Origin of the sequence: Streptomyces sp. NRRL F-5755, from assembly GCF_001279365.1 — a bacterium.
In the GTDB taxonomy this organism is placed as follows: Bacteria; Actinomycetota; Actinomycetes; order Streptomycetales; family Streptomycetaceae; genus Streptomyces; species Streptomyces rimosus.
In genome coordinates, this window is the sequence record NZ_LGCW01000052.1 from 1 (window position 1) to 17845 (window position 17845).

General features: G+C 73.1%; 13 protein-coding genes. 5 read left to right on the top strand and 8 right to left on the bottom strand.

From position 1 onward, the window contains the following. Positions 1-58 precede the first annotated feature (58 nt). Positions 59-3160: a WD40 repeat domain-containing protein gene (locus ADK86_RS08450; protein WP_053696039.1), complete on the top strand. Its 3102-nt coding sequence runs from the start codon at positions 59-61 to the stop codon at positions 3158-3160. A 42-nt stretch (positions 3161-3202) separates the two neighbouring features. Here the strand turns inward: ADK86_RS08450 and ADK86_RS08455 are convergent, their stop codons facing one another. The 6 genes from ADK86_RS08455 to ADK86_RS08480 all read right to left on the bottom strand — a co-directional run bounded on the left by ADK86_RS08455 (position 3203) and on the right by ADK86_RS08480 (position 9506). Further along, entirely contained in the window at positions 3203-3901 is a 699-nt protein-coding gene (locus tag ADK86_RS08455; protein WP_053696040.1) for a S1 family peptidase, read from the bottom strand. A 24-nt stretch (positions 3902-3925) separates the two neighbouring features. Further along, the gene (locus ADK86_RS08460) at positions 3926-4777 is read right to left on the bottom strand and encodes a carbohydrate ABC transporter permease (RefSeq protein WP_053696041.1); all 852 of its coding nucleotides are present in this window, start codon (positions 4775-4777) and stop codon (positions 3926-3928) included. A 4-nt stretch (positions 4778-4781) separates the two neighbouring features. Then, complete coding sequence (locus tag ADK86_RS08465; protein WP_199834371.1) at positions 4782-5702, bottom strand: carbohydrate ABC transporter permease; 921 nt, start codon at positions 5700-5702, stop codon at positions 4782-4784. Next, positions 5699-7063, bottom strand: coding sequence for an extracellular solute-binding protein (locus tag ADK86_RS08470; RefSeq protein ID WP_053696042.1), 1365 nt, complete (start codon positions 7061-7063; stop codon positions 5699-5701). Before ADK86_RS08470 ends, ADK86_RS08465 begins: the two co-directional genes overlap by 4 nt. Before the next feature lie 65 nt (positions 7064-7128). Next, on the bottom strand, positions 7129-7818 hold the full coding sequence (locus ADK86_RS08475) for a response regulator (protein ID WP_078951938.1): 690 nt from the start codon (positions 7816-7818) through the stop codon (positions 7129-7131). After that, the gene (locus ADK86_RS08480; protein ID WP_078951939.1) at positions 7815-9506 is read right to left on the bottom strand and encodes an ATP-binding protein; all 1692 of its coding nucleotides are present in this window, start codon (positions 9504-9506) and stop codon (positions 7815-7817) included. Before ADK86_RS08480 ends, ADK86_RS08475 begins: the two co-directional genes overlap by 4 nt. 182 nt (positions 9507-9688) lie before the next feature. Between ADK86_RS08480 and ADK86_RS08485 the strand changes: the two genes are divergently transcribed. Next, positions 9689-11077: a cation:dicarboxylate symporter family transporter gene (locus tag ADK86_RS08485; protein ID WP_053696043.1), complete on the top strand. Its 1389-nt coding sequence runs from the start codon at positions 9689-9691 to the stop codon at positions 11075-11077. Positions 11078-11161: 84 nt separating this feature from the next. On the opposite strand, the gene ADK86_RS08490 is transcribed toward ADK86_RS08485, so the two are convergent. Next, positions 11162-11818 (bottom strand): TetR/AcrR family transcriptional regulator, encoded by a 657-nt coding sequence (locus ADK86_RS08490; RefSeq protein WP_053696044.1) that lies wholly within the window; start codon positions 11816-11818, stop codon positions 11162-11164. 179 nt (positions 11819-11997) lie between these two features. Between ADK86_RS08490 and ADK86_RS08495 the strand changes: the two genes are divergently transcribed. The 3 genes from ADK86_RS08495 to ADK86_RS08505 all read left to right on the top strand — a co-directional run bounded on the left by ADK86_RS08495 (position 11998) and on the right by ADK86_RS08505 (position 15447). Further along, the gene (locus ADK86_RS08495) at positions 11998-13698 is read left to right on the top strand and encodes an MFS transporter (protein WP_053696045.1); all 1701 of its coding nucleotides are present in this window, start codon (positions 11998-12000) and stop codon (positions 13696-13698) included. A gap of 191 nt (positions 13699-13889) precedes the next feature. Further along, positions 13890-14252 carry a DUF4259 domain-containing protein gene (locus ADK86_RS08500; RefSeq protein ID WP_053696046.1) on the top strand — a complete coding sequence of 121 codons (363 nt, stop codon included), beginning with the start codon at positions 13890-13892 and terminating at the stop codon, positions 14250-14252. A gap of 130 nt (positions 14253-14382) precedes the next feature. Then, complete coding sequence (locus ADK86_RS08505; protein WP_053696047.1) at positions 14383-15447, top strand: aldo/keto reductase; 1065 nt, start codon at positions 14383-14385, stop codon at positions 15445-15447. A 36-nt stretch (positions 15448-15483) separates the two neighbouring features. On the opposite strand, the gene glgB is transcribed toward ADK86_RS08505, so the two are convergent. Beyond that, positions 15484-17679, bottom strand: coding sequence for a 1,4-alpha-glucan branching enzyme (gene glgB / locus ADK86_RS08510; RefSeq protein WP_053696048.1), 2196 nt, complete (start codon positions 17677-17679; stop codon positions 15484-15486). Positions 17680-17845: the final 166 nt, after the last annotated feature.

Below are 17845 nucleotides of genomic sequence, written 5' to 3' on the forward strand. Positions count from 1 at the left end.
CCCCGCCACCGATCCCCTTGAACCCCCCGAGACCCGAGCCGCCACCCTCCGCCGCCGGATGGACGAGGACCCTGCCGCCCTCGATCTGGCCCTGCGCACCTGGCTGGCCGGGCGGTCCGACGCCTCCCGCGCTCTGCTGGTCATCGACCAGTTCGAGGAGGCCTTCACCCTCTGCGCCGACGAGGCCGAACGCACCGCGTTCCTCGGCGCGGTGGCCGACCTGGCCCGCTCCGGCGACCGGCGCATCCGTATCGCCGTCGGCATCCGTGCCGACTTCTACGCCCGCTGCTTCACCCACCCCGGGCTGGTCGCCGTGCTCCGCTCCGCCGCCCAGCTGCCCGTCGGGCCGCCCAGCCGCGCCGAGCTGCGCGACATCATCGCCGAGCCCGCCGTGCGCTGCGGCGTCCAGGTGGACGCGGACCTGCTGGAGACGGTGCTCGCCGAGGCGGCCGGGCAGCCGGGCGCGCTGCCGCTGGTCGGGCACGCGATGCGGGAGGCGTGGCACCGCCGCCGCGACGACACCCTGCGGCTGGCCGACTACCGCGCCACCGGCGGGATGCGCGGCGCCGTCGCGCAGACCGCCGAGCGGATGTACGACGAGGCCGCGCCCGCGCAGCGCAAGGTCATGCGGGCGGTGTTCCTGCGGCTGACCGCGCTCGGCGAGGGCACCGAGGACACCCGGCGCCGGCTCTCCCGCCGCGAACTGGAGGGCCTGGCCGACCCGCACGAGATCGACGGGCTGCTGCGCAGGCTGGCCGACGCCCGGCTGGTGGTGCTGGCCGACAACACGGTCGAGGTCGCCCACGAGGCCGTCATCCGCGCCTGGCCCCGGCTGCGGCACTGGCTCGACGAGGACCGGGAGGCCCTGCGGACCCACCGCAGGCTCACCGCCGCCGCCGAGACGTGGCACGAACTGGGCCGGGACGCGGGCGCGCTGTTCCGGGGCGCGCAGCTGGCGGGCGCGCAGACCTGGGCCCGTACGCACGGCTCCGCGCTCAACGCCCTGGAAGAGGACTTCCTGCGCAGCGCCACCCGCGCCGACCGGCGGCGGGGCCACCGCGCGCGCTGGCTGACCGCGACGCTCGGCGCCCTCCTCGTGCTCGCCCTGATCGCGGCGGGCCTCGCCTTCCAGCAGCAGGCGGACGCCGAGGCGCAGCGCCGTATCGCCGTGTCCCGGCAGTACGCGGCGGAGGCCGGCGAGCTGCGCCGGGAACAGCCCCAGGCGGCGGCGCTGACCGCGCTGTACGGCTACCGGCAGGCGCCGACGGCCGAGGCGCGGGGCAGCCTGCTCAGCGCCTACGCCGCCTTCCGCTCCAACCAGTTCACGGGGCACACCGGCGTCGTGAACGCGGTGGCCTACAGTCCGGACGGCCGTACCCTGGCCACCGGCTCGGTGGACCGCACGGTCAAGCTGTGGGACACCGTCACCGACCGTATGCTCGGCACCCTCATCGGCCACGTCGGCCCGGTCTTCGCGCTCGCCTTCAGCCCGGACGGCCGCATCCTGGCGACCGCGGGGGACGACGGCACCGTACGCCTGTGGGACGTCCAGCGCCGCCGTCTGCTCGGCGTGCTCACCGGCCCGGTGGGCCGCGTGATGTCGCTGTCCTTCTCCCGCGACGGCCGCACCCTCGCGTCCGGCAGCACCGGCAACGCCGTCCGGCTGTGGGACGTGGCCGCGCGGCGCCCGGTCGCCGACCTCGCCGGGCACACCGGCAATGTGACGGCGGTGGCCTTCTCGCCGGACGGGAAGGTGCTGGCGTCGGCCGGCGAGGACCGTACGGTCCGGCTGTGGGACGCGCGCACCCGCCGGCCGCTGGCCACGCTCACCGGCCACCTCCAGTCGGTGTACGCACTCGCCTTCAACCGGGACGGCAGCACCCTCGCCAGCGGGGGCGGCGACCGTACGGTCCGGCTGTGGGACGTCGCCGAGCGCCGCGCCGCAGGCGAACTCACCGGCACGGCCGACCGGATCACCTCCCTGGCCTGGGCGCCGGACCGCCCCACCCTCGCCGTGGCCAGCCACGACGGCATCGTCCGGCTGTGGGACGTCAACTCCCGCAACGCGCGCGAGAAGTTCACCGCCCGGATCGACTCGGCGAGCGCGCTGTCGTACGCGCCGGACGGCTCGGCCCTGGCCGCGCCCTCGGACGACGACACGGGCACGGTACGGCTGTGGCGCGCCGCCGCTGCCGGCCCGGAGACGGTCGGCGGCCGGCAGAGCGCGATCACCTCGGTGGCGGTGACCCCGGACGGCCGGACCATCGCCGCGGCGGGCAGCGAGCTGACGCTGTGGTCGGCCGACCGGCCGCGGCCGCTGCGGACGCTCGCCGCGCCGCAGGGGATGATCAGCGGGCTGGTGTTCTCGCCGAAGGGCGACATCCTCGCCTCCGTGCACGCCGACCGGACGATCCGGCTGTGGAACGTGCGCACCGGACGGCTGCTCGCCACTCTGCGCGGGCACACCAACACCGTGCGGCAGGTGGCGTTCTCGCCGGACGGCAGGAGACTGGCCAGCGTCGGGGACGACCGCAACCTGTTCCTGTGGGACGTGGCCGGGCACCGGCGGACGGCCGCGCGCAAGCTGGCGGGCAGCGGGTCCACCGTCACCTACGCGCCGGGCGGCAGCACGCTGGCGATCACCGAGAACGCCGGCAACCAGGGCACCGTACGGCTGCGGGACGCGGCCACCCTCGAAGAGACCGCCCGGTTCACCGGCCGCTCCTACCTGATCTTCGCCGCCGCCTTCTCCCGGGACGGGAAGACCCTGGCCACGTCCGGCACCGACCACGACATCCTGCTGTGGGACGTGCCGGGGCGCCGGCAGGCCGGCACCCTGCGCGGCCACGCCAGCAGCGTGTCCTCGCTGGCGTTCGGCGTCGACGGCACGCTGGCCTCGGGCGGGGACGACGACACCGTACGGCTGTGGGACGTGGCCGCGCGCAGCACGACGGCCGTGCTCGCCGGGCACACCGGCGGCGTGCTGTCGCTGGCGTTCCGGCCCGACGGCCGGGCCCTGGTCAGCGGCAGCGCGGACGGCACGCTCCGCGAGTGGTACACCAGGGTGGGCCAGGCGGCCAGGACGATCTGCGAGCTGAGCCGGAAGGGCCACTGGGCGCGGACGGCACGGGGTGTGCCGTCCGACTGGTACTGCAAGTGAGCGGCGTGCCCGCGCCCGCGGGACGGGCGCGGGGCGGTCCGCTCAGTGCAGGGTCAGGCCGAAGGCCCGCAGCGCCGGGAGGACCGGCTGGAGGTACGCGGTGCCGCCGGACGCGCAGGAGCCGCTGCCGCCGGTGAGGATGCCGATCGCGGTCCTGCCGGAGACGGCGGGGCGGCCCACCGCGCCCGGCTCGGCACAGGTGGCGCTCTCGACGAGCCCGGACACCGTGCCCTCGGGGTAGCTCACGCTCACGTTCAGGGCGCGGACCGGCCCGCAGTGGACGGCCGACGCGGAACCGGGCAGGCACACCGTCTGCCCCACGGCGGGCTGCGCCGCGCCGGTGATGTCCAGGTGGCTGCCGCCGATGTCGATCTCGCCGGGGTAGGCGACGGCCGGGTTGGTGTAGCGGATCACGGCGTAGTCGGTGCCGGGGAAGCGCACCGCCTCGGTCACGCCGACGTGGACGGTACGGGCCGCGTCGGCGTACCAGTCCTTGGCGCCGCCCACGCAGCGGCCCGCCATGAGCGCGTAGTACGTGCCCGCCTTGGTGGCGTTGAAGCCGACCGTGCAACGGCCCGCCGCGCTGTAGAGGGTGTTGCCGCCGCGGATCGCGGTGGCGGCCGTACGGGAGGGGGCGCCTTCAGGAGCGGCCGCGGCCGGAGGCGCGGCGGCCAGGGCGATGAGCGCGGTGGTGGCCAATACGGTCAGAAAGCGGCGTACCGCGATGGGTCTCGGTCTCACATGAGCCTCCTACGGGAGAGGGGGTCAGCCCTTGACCGCGCCGCCCAGCGCGAACCCGCCGCCCAGCCGGCGCGAGATCAGCACGTACAGCAGGACGACCGGTGTCGAGTACAGGATCGAGAAGGCCGCGAGCTGGCCGAAGGCGATGGCACCGTAGTTGCCGAAGAAGGTGAAGATGCTGACGGAGGCGGGCAGTTGCTCGGGGGACAGGAGCAGCAGGAACGGGACGAAGAAGTTGCCCCACATGATGGCGAAGGTGTAGATCGTCACGACCGTGACACCCGGCCCCATCAGCGGCAGGATCACCCGCCACAGCGCCTGGAACCACGAGGCGCCGTCGGTCCAGGCGGCCTCCTCCAGCACCCGGGGGATGCCGTCCATGAAGTTCTTCATCAGCCAGATCGCGAAGGGGAGTTGGGCGGTGGCGAGGAAGAGCGCGGTGCCGTAGAGGGTGTCGATCAGGTTGACCCGGACGAACAGCGCGTACACCGGGACCATGATCGCGGTGATCGGCAGACAGGTGGAGAACAGGATGGTGAGCAGGTACGGGCGGCTGAACCGGGAGCGGTAGCGGGAGAGCGGGTAGGCCGCCAGGGCCGCGCAGGCCACCGTCAGGGTGGTGGCGCTGCCGCACAGCAGCAGGCTGTTGAGCATCGGGGTGAAGGTGATCTCGTCCGTCAGTACGGCCGAGAAGTTCTCCAGCGACGGCGAGCCCGGCACCTTCACCCGCAGGGTCGCCTCCGTGTCGAACGAGGAGAGCACCAGCCAGGCGAGCGGTACCGCGAACGCGGCGGTGACGGCGAGCAGCGCCGCGTCGGCCGCGAGGCGGTGCCGGGCCCGTCGGGTCAGCAGGGGCCGGACGGCCGGTGCGGGCACCGCGTCACACCTCCTCGCGCAGCAGGCGCAGATAGACGACGGAGAACAGGGCGCCCACCACGAGCAGCAGCAGGGCGACGGCGGTGCCGTACCCGATCAGCGACTTCAGGAACGCCTGGTCGTACATGAACACCGGCAGCGTCTGGCTCCGGCTGCCGGGGCCGCCGCGCGTCATGGCCCAGATCAGCCCGAAGACGGACAGCGTCTGGAGGGTGTTGAGCATCAGGTTCGTGCCGATGGAGCGGCGGATCATGGGCAGCGTGATGTGCCACAGCCGCTGCCGGCCGCTCGCGCCGTCCACCTCGGCGGACTCGGTGACCTCCTGGGGGATCTCGGAGAGCGCGGCCGAGTAGATCAGCATCGAGAAGGCGGTGCCGCGCCAGACGTTGGCGAACGACACGGCCAGGATGGGCAGCGTGAACAGCCAGTTCTGCGACGGCAGATGGAGCTGGTCGAGGATCGCGTTGAGCGTGCCGCGGCGCTCGAAGAACGTGTAGAGCAGAAAGCCCGCGACGATCTCCGGCAGCACCCAGGCGGTGAGGACCACCGCGCCCGTCAGGGTGCGTACGGGCCGGGAGGCGCGCCGCATCAGCGCGGCGAGCGCCAGGCCCAGCGTGTTCTGGCCGAGGATCGACGAGACCAGGGTGAAGACCAGCGTCAGGACCACGGCGTTCAGGAACGCCGGATCGCCGAACGCGCGCCGGAAGTTGGCCAGGCCCACGAAGGACGTGGACTCCTGCCCGGTCAGCTGCATGTCGGTGAACGCGATGTAGACGCAGTAGCCGATCGGCCCGGCGAGGAAGAGCAGCAGCAGGACGGTCGCGGGCGCGAGCGGCGACCAGCGCAGCAGGGCCTGGGCCCGGCGGCGGGGCCGGGCGCCGCGGCCCGCCGTACCGTACGCGCCCGTGGCGGCGGCGCGGCTCATGGCTTGGCGACCGTCCGGCCGTCCACGATGGATTTCAGCTGCTCGTCGTAGGCGTCGGCGGCCTGCTTCGGCGACGCGTCACCGGAGGTGACCGCCTCCATGGCCTCGCCGATCGCCGCCGAGACCTTGGGGTAGACGGGCAGCGCGGGCCGGAACTGGCTGATCTTCACCAGGCCGGTGAAGAAGCCGATGCCGGGCAGTGACTTCAGGTACGCGGGATCGGCGGCCACGTCCTTGCGCACCGCGATCTGCGCGCCGCGCACGCACCACTCCACCGCGTTGTGCTTCGTCTGGAAGGTCTCGATCAGCTTCCAGGCGAGGTCGGGGCGCTGCGACTGGCGCGGCACCGACCAGGTCCAGCCGCCCGCCAGGCTCACCTTCCCCGGCGCCGCGCCGTGCTGGGTGGGAAACGCCGCCCGGCCCAGCACCGTCGGCCACTCGGGCCACGGCTTCCCGCCGCCCTTGGGCTGCCACTGCTGGCCCAGCCACGAACCGTCCAGGTCGATCGCCAGCTTCTCCTCCGGCATCAGCTCGGTGGCGACATTGGTCTGGATGTTGGGGCTGAGCGCGTCGGACACGTCGGGGCCCAGCTTCTCGCCGTACACGGTGCGCAGGAATTCCAGGCTGTCCCGGAAGCCCTTGGTCCCGGTGACCCACTTCTTCGTCGCCGGGTCGTAGAGCTGGTCCTTGCCCGTGCCGTACAGCAGCATCTCGAAGCCCTGCATCACGGCGGCCTCGCCCGCGCCCTTGCCGGTGAAGACGTTCAGCGGGATGACGCCGGGCACCTTGCGCTTGATGGTGCGGGCCGCGGCCAGCACCTCGTCCCAGGTCTTCGGCTGCCAGTCCTGCGGCAGCCCCGCCTTCTTGAAGATCTTCTTGTTGAACCACAGGCCCCGGGTGTCGGTGCCGTCCGGTACGCCGTACGTCCTGCCGTCCTGCCCCCGGGCGGCGGCCTTCGCGGCCGGTTCGAACTGCTTCCAGTCCGCCCACTTCCCGAGGTACGGGTCCAGTGGGCGCAGCAGCCCGGCCGCGATGTCGGAGTTGATCAGGAAGGTGTCCTCGTAGACCAGGTCGGGGGCGGTCTTCGGGGAGCGCATCATCTGCTGGATCTTGGCGTAGTAGTCGTTCTCGGACGCCTGGATCGGGATCAGCTTGACCTTCTTGCCGGGGTTCGCCTTCTCGAACGCGCGGGCCACCAGTTCGACGTAGTCGTCCCGGACCGTGACCTTGTTGTTGGTGTCCTTGGGGAAGGCGACCTTGAGCGTGTTCTTGTCGCCTCCCGAGCCTTGGCCGCAGGCGGTGAGCGTGCCGGCGGCCAGCACGGCGGCGGTGAGCAGAGCCATCGGAGCGATGCGGCGCACGGCATGACCTCCACATGGGCACGGCGTTGCTGCCCGGTGACCGTAAGTCAGGGACAAAAGCGGGGTCAATGCCCCGACCAGCGGTAGCGCAATTCGGGGCGCCCCACCTGTCCGTACTGCGGGGCACGCGCCGCGCGGCCCGTCTCGACGAGGTGTTCGAGATAACGGCGGGCCGTGATACGGGAGATGCCGATCGCGTCGGCCGCCGCGGTGGCGCTGAGGCCGCCGGGGGCGGCGCGCAGCGCGTCGGTCACCACGCGCAGCGTCGCCGCGGTCAGTCCCTTGGGCAGTGCCGCGGGCTGCGGCGAGCGCAGCGCCGCGATGGCCCGGTCCACCTCGTCCTGACCGCTCGCCTCCCCGGCCGCGGCGCGGAAGGCGGCGTACCGCAGCAGCCGGTCGCGCAGCGTGGCGAACGTGAACGGCTTGAGTACGTACTGCACCACACCGAGCGAGACACCCTCCCGTACGACGGCCAGGTCCCGCGCCGAGGTGACGGCGATGACGTCGGCGGCGTGCCCGGCGGCGCGCAACGACCGTACGAACGCCAGGCCGTGGCCGTCCGGCAGGTAGAGGTCCAGCAGGAGCAGGTCGACGGCGTGGTGGTCGAGGTGCCGGCGGGCACCGGCGACGGAGCGCACGGTCCCGGACACGGCGAAGCCGGGCACCCGGCCCACATAGAGGGCGTGGGCGTCGGCCGCGACGGGGTCGTCCTCGACGACGAGCACGCGCAGCGGTTCGGCACGGGAGTCGTTCACCGGCCGGCACCCGCTCCGGTGCCGGCCGCGGCGTCCGCCCCGGCCCGCAGCGGCAGCCGCACGGTGAACTCGGCGCCGCCCTCCGGGGACGCGCCCACCTCCACGGTCCCGCCGTGCCGGCGCACGGCCTGTCGTACGAGCGCCAGCCCGAGCCCCCGGCCCCCGCCCTCCTTCGTGCTCCATCCCCACCGGAACACGTCCTCGGCATCCTCGACGCCCCGGAACCCGTCCCCGCCGTCCGCCACCCGCAGCAGCAGTTCCCCGCCGTCGGCCAGCGCCGTGACCCGCACGCGGGTGCCCTCCGGCGCCGCCTCGATCGCGTTGTCCAGGAGGTTGCCGAGGACCGTGACCAGGTCGCGCGGCGGCAGGGCGGCGGGCAGGACACCGTCGTCGATGCGGCTGTCCGGGGTGAGGACCAGCTCGACGCCGTGCTCGTTGGCCTGGGCCGCCTTGCCCAGGAGGAGTGCGGCCAGGACGGGTTCGGCGACCGCGCCGACGACCTGGTCGGTGAGCGCCTGGGCAAGTTCCAGTTCGGCGGTGGCGAACTCCACGGCCTGCTCCGTACGGCCCAGTTCGACCAGGGAGACGACGGTGTGCAGCCGGTTGGCGGCCTCGTGCGCCTGGGAGCGCAGCGCGCGGGTGACGCCGCGTACGGAGTCCAGTTCGCCGGAGAGCGCCTGGAGCTCCGTGTGGTCGCGCAGGGTGACGACCGTGCCGCGCCGCTCGCCGCCGGAGACCGGCGAGGTGTTGACGACCAGGACCCGGTCGTGGGTGAGGTGGAGTTCGTCGGTGTGCGGGGCGGGGGAGAGCAGGGTGGCGGTGAGGCCGTCCGGCAGGCCCAGCGCGTCGACCGGCCGGCCGACCGGCTCTTCGCGCAGTCCGAGCAGCTCGCGCGCCGCGTCGTTGACGAGCGCCACCCGCCGCTGCCCGTCCAGCATCAGCAGCCCCTCGCGCACCGCGTGCAGCGCCGCCTCGTGGTAGTCGTGCAGGCGGCTCAGCTCGGCGGCGTTCATCCCGTGGGTGTGCCGCCGCAGCCGCGCGTTGACGAGGTACGTACCGAGGCCGCCGAGCGCGAGCGCGCCGGCCGCGACGGCGGCCAGCGTCATGGCCTCCCGCCGCAGCCCGTCACTGATCGTCTCGACGGTGATGCCGCAGCTGACCAGGGCGACGATCCGCCCGCCGTGCTCCTGGTCCCGTACCGGCGTGATGACCCGCACGGACTGCCCGAGCCGGCCGAGGTGGGTCTCGGTGAAGGTCTGCCCGGCCAGCGCCTGGGCGGTCTGGCCGAGGTAGGTACGGCCGATGGCGGACGGCTCGGGGTGCGTCCACCGCTTTCCTGCCGTGTCCATGACCACAATGAAGTCGACCCCGGCGTCCCGCCGCAGCCGCTCGGTGTACGGCTGGAGCTCCGCCGTCGGGTCCGCCGAGCGCACCGCCCGCGCCACCGCTGGCGCGTCGGCGACCGCGGTGGCCACCGCCGTCGTCTGCCGCCGCGCGGTCTCCCGCGCCTGCCGCCCGGCACCCGCGTACGCGAACACCAGGCACCCCGCCACCACCACGCCGACCAGCACCGCCTGCACGGCGAACAGCTGCCCGGCCAGGCTGCGCGGCCACCGGACGCGCGGACGGGGCAGGCCGGACGCACCGCGCGCGGCACGCGGCGGATCCCCACGGCGGGAACTTCGCATGCGCGCCAGTGTGCCCGCTCCTTTATGCGTGAACGAAATGCACGCAAGGGTGACGGGCGCCACAACGGCGTGCATAGTCACCGGGACTGTTCTGCGTACGGGCCGCGTACCGGCACGACACGGGCCGCGTACGGGTTGCAGAGCCGCAGACCGGCGCAGAACCGAAGACCGAGGAGTCAGCCGTGGCCGCACAGAGCCCACCGTCCGGGGGGACGACCGAGGAGACCGCACCGCGACAGAAGCGGGATCGGACGCACTACCTCTACATCGCCGTGATCGTCGCCGTGCTCGCCGGCATCGCCGTGGGCTTCGCGGCCCCCGGCTTCGCCGTCGGGCTCAAGCCGCTGGGCACCGGCTTCGTGAACCTCATCAAGATGATGATCTCGCCGGTGATCTTCTGCACGATCGTGCTGGGCGTCGGATCGGTCCGCAAGGCCGCCAAGGTCGGCGCGGTCGGCGGCCTGGCACTGGGCTACTTCATGATCATGTCGACGGTCGCGCTGGCCATCGGCCTGGTGGTGGGCAACATCCTGGAGCCCGGCTCCGGCCTCCACCTGACCGAGTCGCTGCGGCACGCGGGGCAGGCCCAGACCAAGGGCGGCGCCGAGTCCACCACGGACTTCCTGCTGGGCATCATCCCGGAGACGCTGGTCTCGGCGCTCACCCACGGCGAGGTGCTGCAAACGCTGCTGGTGGCGCTGCTCGTCGGCTTCGCCCTCCAGGCGATGGGCGCCTCCGGCGAGCCCGTGCTGCGCGGCATCGGGCACCTCCAGCGCCTGGTCTTCCGCGTGCTGTCGATGATCATGTGGGCCGCGCCGGTGGGCGCGTTCGGCGCGATGGCCGCGGTGGTCGGCGCGACCGGTGTGGACGCGCTGAAGTCGCTCGCCGTCATCATGGTCGGCTTCTACGTGACCTGCCTGCTGTTCGTGATCGTCGTCCTCGGCACGCTGCTGCGCCTGATAGCCGGGGTGAACATCTTCGCCCTGCTGAAGTACCTGGGCCGGGAGTTCCTGCTGATCCTGTCCACCTCCTCCTCCGAGTCCGCGCTGCCGCGGCTGATCGCGAAGATGGAGCACCTGGGCGTCAGCAAGCCGGTCGTCGGCATCACCGTGCCGACCGGCTACAGCTTCAACCTCGACGGCACCGCCATCTACCTGACGATGTCCTCCCTGTTCATCGCGGAGGCGATGGGCAGCCCGCTGTCGATCGGCCAGCAGGTCTCGCTGCTCGTCTTCATGATCATCGCCTCCAAGGGCGCGGCGGGTGTCACCGGCGCCGGCCTCGCGACCCTGGCCGGCGGCCTCCAGTCGCACCGCCCCGAACTGGTCGACGGCGTCGGCCTGATCGTCGGCATCGACCGCTTCATGAGCGAGGCCCGCGCCCTGACCAACTTCGCGGGCAACGCGGTCGCCACGGTCCTGATCGGCACCTGGACGAAGGAGATCGACCGGCCCCGGGTGGACGAGGTGCTCGCCGGGCGGCTGCCGTTCGACGAGCGGACGTTGAGTGCGGACGGGCATGGGGTCGAGGAGTCGGGGGTCGAGGTGGCCAAGGAGCCGGCGAAGGTCTGAGAACTCTGCGGTCTCCGCGGCCCCTCAGGCCGGGAACCGGGGCTCCGGTGGGCGCGCGCCCACCGGAGCCCTTTCGCGTGTCCCTCAGCCCGTTGTTGCCGTCGTTGCCCCCGAAAGCACCCCTGCCCCCCTCGTCTCCTCCGCCACCCGTACCGCCTCCGTCGCCCGCTCGCCCGGCACTCCCGATGCCGCCAGCACCGTCTCCGCCGCCGCGTGGCCGGCGGCCTCGGCGTTCAGGTCGCCGTCGTTCACTGCCTGCATGAGGCCGAACAGCATGTGTTCGTGTACGTGGGCCAGTGCGCCCGGGGTGAGCGGGGAGTGGAACAGGCCCGCCTCCAGGCCGCGCTCCAGGATGGTGGTCGCGCGGCGGCGTACGGGTTCCAGGCGGGCCCGGATGCCCGCGTCGGTGACGCTGCACTGGGCGAGCGAGACCAGCAGCCGGTAGCGGTCGGCGCACTCCCACGCGGCGAGGGTGGCCCGCGCCAGTGCCACGTCGGCGGGTTCGGACGGGTCGGCCGTGTGGTCGGCGAAGGCGGTCGTCACATCGTCCACGGCGGCGTCCGTCAGTGCGGTGATCAGTGCCTCCCGGCTGGGGAAGTGCCCGTAGACGGTGCGCCGCACCACGCCCGCGGCCCGCGCGATCTGGTCCATGGTCGCGTCCGGGTGCCGCAGCAGTTCGGCCAGTGCGATGTCCATGATCCGGCGGCGGTTGGCGTGGGCCCGGCTGGTCGGTGCGGTCATGGCGCGGCGGCTCCTCGGTCGGCGGACGCGTACGGGCACGGTCCCGCTCTCCTCTCATTTTGCACATCGTTGTGCAGCGACGTAAATTGCACATCGTTGTGTAATTGCTCATGCGTGTGCAAGATCGTGCGCGCTCCGGGCATGCCGTCGAGAGTGTGGGGAGAGACAGGGTGAATCGGGTGGCTCCTGCGGAGACCCGGCCGGTCCAGGACACGGACCGGCCCTATACGAAGCGCTGGTGGGCCCTGGGCGTGCTGTGCCTGAGCCTGCTGATCATCGTGATGGCGAACACCTCGCTCACCGTCGCGGCCCCCGACATGACCGCCGACCTGGGCCTGAGCAGCTCCGACCTGCAGTGGGTGATCGACGCCTACACCGTCCCGTACGCCGCGCTGATGCTGATGCTCGGCGCGGTCGGCGACAAGTACAGCCGCCGCGGGGCGCTGCTCCTCGGCCTGCTGGTGTTCGCGGGCGGCTCGGTCGCGGGCGCCCTGGTGGACAGTTCCGGCGGCGTCATCGCCGCGCGCGCCGTGATGGGCGTGGGCGCGGCCATGATCATGCCTGCGACGCTGTCCCTGCTGGCCGCCACCTTCCCGCGCGGCGAACGGGCGCTGGCCATCACCATCTGGACCGCGACCGCGGGTCTCGCCATCGCCGTCGGCCCGCTCGTCGCCGGCGCCCTTCTGGAGGACCACGGCTGGGCCTCGTCCTTCCTGATCAACGTGCCGGTCGCGGCGCTCGGCATCATCGGCGCGCTGCTGGTCGTCCCGGCCTCCAAGGCGGGCCACAGCGACCGCCTCGACTACGTCGGCGGTCTGCTGTCCGTCGTCTGGGTCGGCTCGCTGATCTACATGCTCATCCAGGGCCCGCACTTCGGCTGGGACGCCCGCGCCATCGGCGCCGCGGTGGCCGCAGGCGTCGGCCTGGTCCTGTTCGTCGTCTGGGAGCTGCGCCACCCGCGCCCCGTCCTGGACGTACGCCGCTTCGCCCACCGCGGCTTCGCCGGTGCCAACCTCGCCGTGGCGCTCTTCTTCCTCGCGGTCTTCGGCGCGTTCTACTACCTCACCCAGCACCTCCAGTTCGTCCTGGGCTACTCCCCGCTGGACACCGGCATACGGATGCTGCCGCTGGCCGGCGCCGTCTTCGTGGGCGCCGCGCTGACCGGGTTCCTGACGCCGCGCCTCGGCATGAAGGTCACCGTCACCACCGGCATGGTCGGCGGCACGGTCGCCCTCGCCCTGCTCACCCGCGTGGACGCCGGTTCCTCGTACGGGGACTTCCTCGCCCCGCTGATCGTGCTGGGCCTGGCCATCGGCCTGTCCCTGTCGCCGTGCACGGACGCCATCATGGGCGCCTTCCCCGAGGACCAGCTCGGCGTCGGCGGCGCGGTCAACGACACCTCCATCGAGCTGGGCGGCTCGCTCGGCATCGCCATCCTCGGCTCCGTCCTGGCGAGCACCTACTCCTCCAAGCTGTCCGACGCGGCGGCCTCGGCCGCGGCACACGGCGGCCCGAAGCTGCCCGGCAACGCCCTGTCCACCGCCCAGGACTCGGTGGGCGCCGGCCTCGCGGTGGCCAAGGAGGTCGGCAAGCAGGTCGCGAGCGGCGCCGCCCCCAAGGTGGGCCCCGAGAAGGCCCAGGCCCTCGGCCTCCAGCAGGCCCAGACGGTCGCGGACGCGGTACGCGGGGCGTTCTCCGACGCGGTGGCACACACCAGCCTGATCGGCGCGGTCGTCCTCGGCGTGGGAACGGTCCTGGTCGTCGTACTCCTGCCCCGTCGCCGCCGCACACAGCAGCCGGACGCGGGCCGGGAAGCCGGCCAGGAAGCCGCCCGCGAACCGGTCCCGGCGGGCAGCGGCGGCGTGTCCTCGCGCGGCTGAGCCGCACCTCCCCGGTCCCGCACACCATCACCGTGCCAATTGTCAGTGGCAGATGCCACGATGCAATCGGCCCGGTGGTGGTGCGGGCGCGTTGGGGTGGGGACTACTGAGGGGCGAAGGCTGATGGGGACGTGGGACATGGGGCCGTTCGGTAATGACGGGGCGGCGGATCTGCTGGATGACCTGGGGCCATGCCGGTGGAGCGGCGGCTCGGCGCGATACGGGGTGTGCTGTCGACGGCCGCCGCCGAGCGGGATTATCTGGAGGCCCCGGAAGGCCAGATGGCCGTGGCCGCCGCGGCCCTGATAGCCGCCGCCCGCGCGGGCGGCACGACTCCGGCCGATCCCGTGTACGCCCCGGACCTGACGGTCCCCGAGCCGCCGCGCCGGCTCGCCGTGCTCGCGGTGCACGCCCTGGACCGGGTGCTGGCGCCGGACTCCGAGCTGGCCGAGCTGTGGGACGAGTCGGACGGCGGCCAGGAGTGGCTGGCGCACCTGGCCCGGCTGCGTGCCGAGCTGACCGGGGATACGGAGCCGGCCGGGGACACGGACTGAGCCGCGCCTGTACGCGGCCACGCCGCCCCCGTACGCGGCCACGCCGCGCCCGGCCTGCCGTGCGTCCCGCCGGTCGCGCGCCTACGGTTGATCGCGGAGCGGCATCCGTACCGTCGGCCGAGGAGGAACCGTGGAGTACCGCACGCTCGGGCGGTCGGGCCTGAAGGTGTCCCGGCTCGTGCTCGGCACCCTCAACGTGGGCGCGCGGGAGCAGTTCGCGCAGATCGGCGGGCTCGGTGCGGACGACGCCCGGCGGCTGTTCGACATCGCGCTGGACGCCGGTGTGAACATGATCGACACCGCGAACATGTACTCCTTCGGGCAGGCCGAGGAGATCACCGGCGAGGCGCTGCGCGGCCGCCGGGACGACGTGCTGCTCGCCTCGAAGGTCCGGATGCAGGTGGGCGAGGGACCCAACGAGGGCGGCGCGTCCGCGTACAGCGTCCTGCGGGAGGTGGAGCGCAGCCTGCGCCGCCTCCAGACCGACCACCTGGACCTGCTCTATCTGCACCAGTGGGACGGCCAGACGCCCGTCGAGGAGACCCTGACCGCCCTGGACCGGCTGGTCGCCGACGGCAAGGTCCGCTATGTCGGCCTCTCGAACTTCAATGGCTGGCAGATCATGAAGACGCTGTACACGGCGCGGCTGCACGGCCTGACCGCGCCGGTGGCCCAGCAGGTCTACTACACGCCCGAGGCCCGCGAGGCGGAGTACGAGATCCTCCCGGCCGCCCTGGACCAGGGCCTGGGCACCCTGGTCTGGAGCCCGCTGGGGGAGGGGCTGCTCAGCGGCAAGGTGCGGCGCGGGCAGCCGGTGCCGTCCACCACCCGGCAGGGCACCGACTGGCCCGAGCCGCATGTGGTCGACAAGGAGCGGGCGTACGACATCATCGAGTGCCTGGCCGGGATCGCCGAGGCGCACGGCACGTCCGTACCCCGGGTGGTGCTCGCCTGGCTGCTCGGCCGTCCCGGCGTCACCGGCCTGGTGATCGGCGCCCGTGACGAGGAGCAGCTGCGCGACGACCTCGCCGCCACCGAGCTGCGGCTGACCGAGGACGAGACCGCCCGGCTCACCGGACTCTCCCAGCTGCCCGCCTACTACCCGTACTGGCACCGCGTCCTGAACGCGTCCGACCGCCCGGACCCGGCCGAGGCGCCCTTCCTGGACGGCTGGAAGCGGGCCATGGGCGGCTGACCGGGGCGGGGCGGAAGCCCGCCCCGCCCGTCCCTCTCACACCGGCCGCATCCACACCGTCGCCAGCGGCGGCAGCACCGGCGTGATCGACGCCGGCCGCCCGTTCCACGGCACGGTCGCGTCGGGCACCAGCGGCTCCGGGTTGGCGACCCCGCTCCCGCCGTACCGGACGTCGTCGGTGTTCAGCACCTCCCGCCAGGCCGCCACGTCCTCCGGCACCCCGATCGGGTACGCGTGCCGCACCACGGGCGAGAAGTTGGAGACCGCCAGCAGCGGCGTGCCGTCGGTGCCGTAGCGCAGGAAGGAGAAGACGTTGTCCTCGCTGGCGCCGCCGTCGATCCAGGAGAAGCCCTCCGGCACGGTGTCCTGCTCCCACAGCGCGGGGGTGTCCGCGTACCGGTGGTTCAGGTCGCGGACCAGGTCCCGTACGCCCCGGTGGTCCGGCTCGGCGGAGTACGACGGGTCCAGCAGCCACCAGTCGGGGCCATGGCCCTCCGCCCACTCGGCGCCCTGCGCGAACTCCTGCCCCATGAAGAGCAGCTGTTTGCCCGGGTGCGCCCACATGTAGCCCAGGTACGCCCGGTGTGTGGCCCGCTGCTGCCACCAGTCGCCGGGCATCTTGGAGACCAGCGACCGCTTGCCGTGCACCACCTCGTCGTGGGAGATCGGCAGCACATAGTTCTCGGAGTACGCGTACACCATCGAGAACGTCATCTCGTTGTGGTGGTACTTGCGGTGCACCGGCTCCTTGCTCACATAGCCCAGCGAGTCGTGCATCCAGCCCATGTTCCACTTCAGCCCGAAGCCGAGCCCGCCGAAGCCGCCGGGCCCCACGTGATGGGTGGCCCGGGTGACGCCGTCCCAGGCGGTGGACTCCTCGGCAACGGTGACCACGCCGGGGCAGCGCCGGTAGACGGTCGCGTTCATCTCCTGGAGGAAGGCCACCGCGTCCAGGTTCTCCCGCCCGCCGTGCACGTTGGGCGTCCATTCGCCGCTCTCGCGGGAGTAGTCGAGGTAGAGCATGGAGGCCACGGCGTCCACCCGCAGGCCGTCGATGTGGAACTCCTCGCACCAGTACACGGCGTTGGCGACCAGGAAGTTGCGCACCTCGGCGCGCCCGTAGTCGAACTCCAGCGTCCCCCAGTCGGGGTGCGCGGCCCGCGCCGGGTCCTCGTGCTCGTACAGCGGCCGCCCGTCGAACTCCGCCAGCGCCCATTCGTCGCGCGGGAAGTGCGCGGGCACCCAGTCCATCAGGACGCCGATCCCGGCCCGGTGCAGCGCGTCGACCAGGTACTTGAAGTCGTCGGGGGTGCCCATCCGGGCGGTCGGCGCGTAGAAGCCGGTGACCTGGTAGCCCCAGGAGCCGCCGAAGGGGTGCTCGGCGACGGGCATCAGCTCGACGTGGGTGAAGCCCAGGTCCTTGACGTAGGCGGGCAGCTGCTGCGCGAGCTGCCGGTACGTCAGCCCCGGGCGCCACGAGCCGAGGTGCACCTCGTAGACGGAGAACGGCGCCGCGTGCACCGGCCGCTCGGCGCGCCGCTCCATCCACGCCGCGTCCTGCCACCGGTGGTGCGAGGCGTGCACGACGGAGGCGTTGGCGGGCGGGCACTCCGTACGGCGCGCCATCGGGTCGGCGCGCAGCGTCCGCGTACCGTCCGGCCGGGTGATCTCGAACTTGTACAGCTCGCCCTCGCCGATCCCCGGCAGGAACAGCTCCCACACCCCGGACGACCCGAGCGAGCGCATCGGGAAACCGGTGCCGTCCCAGTAGTTGAAGTTGCCGACGACGCGCACGCCGCGGGCGTTCGGCGCCCAGACGGTGAAGCGCGTCCCGGTCACCTCCTGGTGCACCATCGGCATCGCGCCCATCGCCTGCCACAGCTCCTCGTGGCGGCCCTCGCCGAACAGGTGGAGGTCCAGTTCGCCGACGGCGGGCAGGAAGCGGTACGGGTCGTGCACGGTCACATCGTTGTCGTCGTAGGAGACCAGCAGCTCGTACTCGGGGATCGCGGACAGCGGCAGGACGCCGCCGAACAGGCCGTCGCCCTCGTCGTGCAGGTCGGCGCGCAGCCCCTTGGCGAGCACGGTGACGGCCTTCGCGTACGGGCGCAGGACGCGGAAGAGCACCCCGCCGCGCACGGGGTGGGCGCCGAGCAGCGCGTGCGGGTCGTGGTGCGCGCCGGACAGCAGCCGGTCCCGGTCGCCGGGATCGAGCGGCGGCGCGGTCCGCACGCCCCGGCTCCCGCCGCTGGGCTCCGCAGCGGGCTCGGCGCTGTCGGTCCGGGCGCCCTCGGGCAGCGGCTCGCCGTGGTCCCGCTGGTGCGGCGGACGCTCGGCGGACGGCGGGGGGGTGGCGGGGGGGGGGGGGGCGGGGGGGGGGGCGCGCCCCCCCGGCCCC